The organism is Micromonospora sp. KC207, assembly GCF_004348615.1.
In the GTDB taxonomy this organism is placed as follows: Bacteria; Actinomycetota; Actinomycetes; order Mycobacteriales; family Micromonosporaceae; genus Micromonospora.
The window spans coordinates 1-4,756 of record NZ_SMKJ01000400.1 but is presented as its reverse complement, the minus strand read 5'-3'; the positions used below and the strand labels follow the sequence as shown (position 1 = coordinate 4,756).

The following is a 4,756-nucleotide window of genomic DNA, read 5'->3' as shown; positions in this document are numbered from 1 at the left end:
CCCCCGATCCCCCGCCGATCTTGCAGTTGTGGCCCCTGTTTCGCGGCATTGATTCCGATTCACCGGGGCCGCAAGTGCAAGATCGCGAAGGTCGTGGGCTGGGAGAGGTGGGGACTGTCGAGAGGCGACGGGTTAGCGGGCGTCGTAGGCGAGGACCGGGGTGCCGTCGGCGCGGAGAAGCTCCAGGCGGACCAGTTCGCCGTCGGTGAAGTGGGTGGTGGCGTTCAGGCTCAGCTCGTCGCCGGGGGCGGCCAGCCAGGAGCCGATCTGCTCCGTCGCGCCGTCCGGGCCGTGCGCCACCAGCCGGAAGGTGTACGCCTCGCGGTGCCCGGCCCGCCGGTCGTACCCGCAGCGCATGGTGACCTCGGTGCCCCACGGCGTGCCGGTCAGCCCCACCTCGGCGTGCACCGGCACCGTGCCGGCGACCGGCCGCATGGACGCCAGCGCGACCTGCGGGGTGGGCGTCGGGGTGACCTCGACGGCCGGCCGGAGGGTGGCCGTGCCGAACCCGGCCAGCAGCGCCAGTACGGCGGCGGCCAGCGCGGTCAGGGCGTACCGGCGGCGGGCGGCCGACCGCTCGCGGCGACGGCGGCGGCGGGCGGCGTCGAGCAGCGCGGGCACCCGGGAGATCTCGGCCGGCGGCTCCAGGAACTGCTCCAGCCCCGCCGGGTCGAGCCGGCCGAGCAGCCCGGGAAGCACGGCGATCTCGGCCACCGCGTCCCGGCAGGACGCGCAGCCGGCGAGGTGCCGCTCGTAGGCGGCCCGGTCGGCGGGGGCGAGCGCGCCCAGCACGTACGCGCCGTCGTCGTGCGCGAACTCGCAACGGCTCACCCCGTCACCCCCATCTCGGCCAGCGCCAACCGCAGCGAGCGCAGCGCGTAGTGGGTGCGGGACTTCACCGTGCCGGGCGGTACGCCCAGCCTGGACGCCGCCTCCGCCACCGAACGCCCCTGGTAGAAGCACTCGATCAGCACCTCCCGGTGGGTGGGGCTGAGCCGGTTCAGCGCCTCGGCGACCGTCCACGCCTCCACCGCGCGCTCGGCCTCGTCGACCGTATCCGGGGGTTCCGGCAGCTCGTCGGTGTAGATCTCGCCGACCCGCGTGGAGCGCCGCCGCCACGCGTCGATGGCCAGGTTCCGGGCGGTGGTGAACAGCCATGCCCGCACCGACCCGCGCGTCGGGTCGAGCGACTCCGGGTGCCGCCAGGCCCGCAGCAGCGTCTCCTGCACCAGGTCCTCGGCCCGGGTCCGATCGCCGTTGACCAGCCGCAGGGCGTGCGCGTACAGCGCGTCGGCATGCTCGTCGTGCAGCGCGCGCAGCAGTTGGGCGTCGTGGTCGCTGATGACGACCTCCTCGCTGTCGCCGGAGTCCAGCGGCTCCCGCTGTCGAACGCGTCCAGCGATGCGTTCGCCCGACAGTACGTGCGGTGACTCCGATCGGTTCATCCCGCAGGTCGGCGGGGAGGTCAGGCGCAGGTCGGCGGGGAGCTGCCGGCGCAGGTGTTCACATCCGGTTCATGTTCGGGCCGACCCGCGCTCACCACGCCCTCCTAGCGTCCGCCGGGTACGCACGTCGGAGGGCTGACCCCGGCGTGCACCGACTTCCTTGGAGGCACCTCCCGATGAGCGACCGTCCCCGGCTGCTCCCCCTGCTGGGCGCCACCCGCCACGGCAGCCGTGACGCCATGACCTGTCTCTACCGGTGCGGCAACGCCTGCGACCACCCGGTGCCCAACACCTCCGACAACCCGTACCTCGGCGAGATCGTGGACGCCGAGGTGTCCCGGCGCGGCGTGGTCCGGGCCGGCGCGGTCGGTGCGCTCGTGCTCGGCTTCGGCGGCGCGACCGTCGGGGCGCTGGCCGGCGCGGGTGCCGCGTCCGCCGCGCCGGCCAACCCGGTCGTGCCGGAGGCGGCCGGGTTCGGCCGCCCGGCGGGCGGCGTGGGCAGCGGCGCGCTGACCTTCCGGCCGATCCCGCCGAACAAGCTCGACACGCTGGTCGTGCCCAACGGGTACGACCACTCCGTCGTGATTCGCTGGGGCGACCCGGTGGTGCCGGGTGCACCGGAGTTCGACCTGCACGCGCAGAGCGCCGCGAAGCAGGCCAAGCAGTTCGGCTACAACAACGACTTCGTCGGCGTGCTGCCGCTGGACAAGCGGGGCCGCCGGGCGCTGCTCGTGGTCAACCACGAGTACACCAACGAGGACCTGATGTTCCCCGGCTTCACCAGCCTGGACGCGCTCACCGTCGAGCAGGTGAAGGTGTCCATGGCGGCGCACGGCATGTCCGTGGTCGAGTTGGAGCGGGTCGACGGCACCGGGCAGTGGCGGCCGGTGGAAGGCGGCCGGCGGCCGTACAACCGGCGGGTCACCGCGCTGGCCACGAAGTTCGAGCTGACCGGCCCGGCCGCCGGCTCGGCGTCGCTGCGTACCGCCGCCGACCCGAAGGGCCGGACGGTGGTCGGCACGCTGAACAACTGCGCGGGCGGCGTCACCCCGTGGGGCACCGTGCTCTCCGGCGAGGAGAACTTCAACCAGTACTTCGTCGGCGGTGACACCGCGCCGGAGGAGCTGAAGCCGAAGCTGGCCCGCTACGGCATCAACATCACCGAGCGGTACCCGAACGGCAACCGCAAGTGGGACCGCGCCGACGAGCGCTTCGACCTGGCGAAGCACCCGAACGAGGCGAACCGCTTCGGGTGGGTCGTCGAGATCGACCCGTTCGACCCGGAGAGCCGGCCGCGCAAGCACACCGCCCTGGGCCGGTTCAAGCACGAGGGCGCGAACGTCATCGTCGCCCGCAGCGGCCACGTGGTGGCGTACATGGGCGACGACGAGCGGTTCGACTACCTGTACAAGTTCGTCTCGGACAAGAAGTTCATGGCCGGCGACTCGTGGGTGGCCCGCAAGCACAACCTGACCCTGCTGGAGTCCGGCACCCTGTACGTGGCGCAGCTCGAGGGCAACTCGGCCGCCGAGATCGACGGCTCGGGCAAGCTTCCCGCCGACGGGGCGTTCAACGGCCGGGGCCGCTGGATCAAGCTGGTCAGCGGCAACCGCTCGTACGTCGACGGAATGACCGCCGCGGACGTGCTCACCTTCACCCGGCTGGCCGGCGACAAGGTCGGCGCGACCAAGATGGACCGCCCGGAGGACGTCGAGCCGAGCCGGCTGACCGGCAAGGTGTACCTGGCGCTGACCAACAACACCGACCGCGGCAAGGCGGGCAAGGCCCCGGCAGACGAGGCCAACCCGCGCAACCTCAACAAGCACGGCCAGATCCTGGAGTTGGTCGAGGACGGCAACAACAACGCCGCCGAGACGTTCGCCTGGTCGCTGCCGATCGTCTGCGGCGACCCGACCGACCCGTCGACCCACTTCGCCGGGTACGACCGGACGAAGGTCTCCCCGATCTCCTGCCCGGACAACGTCGCCTTCGACGCCACCGGCAATCTCTGGATCTCCACCGACGGCAATGCGCTGGGCAGCAACGACGGCCTGTTCGCCACCGCCGTGGAGGGCCCGGAGCGGGGGCACCTCAAGCAGTTCCTCACGGTGCCGCTGGGCGCAGAGGCCTGCGGCCCGTTCATCACCGACGACAACCGGTCGGTGTTCGTGGCGGTGCAGCACCCGGGTGAGCTCACCGGGGCGACCGTGGAGAACCCGGTCTCGACCTGGCCGGACGGTGACCACGCCAAGCCCGGCGTGGTGGTCACCTGGCGGCTGGACGGCGGCCCGATCGGCAGCTGATTCCGCTGGGCGTCGCGGCGGGCCTCCTCCCCACCAGGGAGGGGGCCCGTCCGTCTCAGGTCTCGGCGACGGCGTCGGCGACGGCGCGTGCGACGGTGAGCAGCTTGGCCCGGACCACCCGGGCGGAGGTCATCATCTCGCTGGCCGGCAGCGCGCAGGCCAGCACCATCCGCCGTTCCATGTCCTTGTCGGGGACGACCAGCACGGCGGCGCACGCCACGCCCTGCCGGAACTGCCCCAGTTCGAGCTGCATCCCCCGACGGTCGCCGGCCGCCAGGTCCGCCTCGAACGCCTCGGGGCTGGTGAGGGTGGCGTTGGTGAACGGGCGCATGCCGTACTCCCGCAAATAGCGGAAGCGCTGCTCGGCGGTGAGGGTGGCCAGTAGGGCCTTGCCGAGCGCGGTGGCGTGCGCCCCCTCGTCGAAGCCGGGGACCAGGTCCTCCAGGTACGGGGAGCGGTGCCCCTCCGCCACGGCGGTGACAGCCACCTGACCGCCCACGAAGCGCCCCAGGTAGTGGCTGTAGCCGGTGTCCAGGGCGGCGCGGCGCAGGCAGTCGCCGACGGCTGCCGGCCCGCGGAACGCGGTGACGAGTTCGCGGTAACGGTCGGCGATCTCCAACCCCACGATGTACGTGCCGTCTTCCCGACGGATCACGTAGCCCTCGTACGCCAGCGTGCGCACCAGATGGTACGTGGTGGCCACGGTCAGCTCACAGCGCCGCGCGATCTGCTTGACGGTCAGCCCCTTCGGGGCGCGACCGACCGATTCGAGCACGCGTAGCGCGCGGGACACACTTCGGATGAGATCCGAAGGTTCCGCCAAGGGGTCGCGCACAACCACCTCCGCCGCCGGGGACTTACACCATATGAAATCCAGGCGTTCGGCGAAATGCCTGTTCGGGTCGACGGTGCCAGATCATCTTAGACGGTCAGTGCCTCGAGCGACACGGTGAGTTGTCCGAGGCGGGCTCGCGTAGGTCGCGAACCACGACGCGCGCCGCCCAGCCC

The 4,756-nt window shown here is 72.2% G+C and carries 4 protein-coding genes; 1 reads left to right on the top strand and 3 read right to left on the bottom strand.

Going from position 1 to position 4,756, the window contains the following annotated elements; genetic code table 11:
* Positions 1-132 precede the first annotated feature (132 nt).
* Positions 133-831 carry an anti-sigma factor gene (locus E1258_RS30010; RefSeq protein WP_132407033.1) on the bottom strand — a complete coding sequence of 233 codons (699 nt, stop codon included), beginning with the start codon at positions 829-831 and terminating at the stop codon, positions 133-135.
* A complete protein-coding gene (locus tag E1258_RS30005; protein WP_007074140.1) occupies positions 828-1,322 on the bottom strand; it encodes a sigma-70 family RNA polymerase sigma factor in 495 nt (164 codons plus the stop codon). The genes E1258_RS30010 and E1258_RS30005 overlap by 4 nt, the downstream gene beginning before the upstream one ends.
* Before the next feature lie 299 nt (positions 1,323-1,621).
* Between E1258_RS30005 and E1258_RS30000 the strand changes: the two genes are divergently transcribed.
* Positions 1,622-3,748: a PhoX family phosphatase gene (locus E1258_RS30000; RefSeq protein ID WP_132407031.1), complete on the top strand. Its 2,127-nt coding sequence runs from the start codon at positions 1,622-1,624 to the stop codon at positions 3,746-3,748.
* A gap of 55 nt (positions 3,749-3,803) precedes the next feature.
* Here the strand turns inward: E1258_RS30000 and E1258_RS29995 are convergent, their stop codons facing one another.
* On the bottom strand, positions 3,804-4,583 hold the full coding sequence (locus tag E1258_RS29995) for an IclR family transcriptional regulator (protein ID WP_036373760.1): 780 nt from the start codon (positions 4,581-4,583) through the stop codon (positions 3,804-3,806).
* Between the last annotated feature and the right edge of the window lie 173 nt (positions 4,584-4,756).

Excerpts from the sequence above, each read along its gene's own strand:
- E1258_RS30000 (WP_132407031.1), top strand. The coding sequence starts at position 1,622 with ATGAGCGACCGTCCCCGGCTGCTCCCCCTGCTGGGCGCCACCCGCCAC.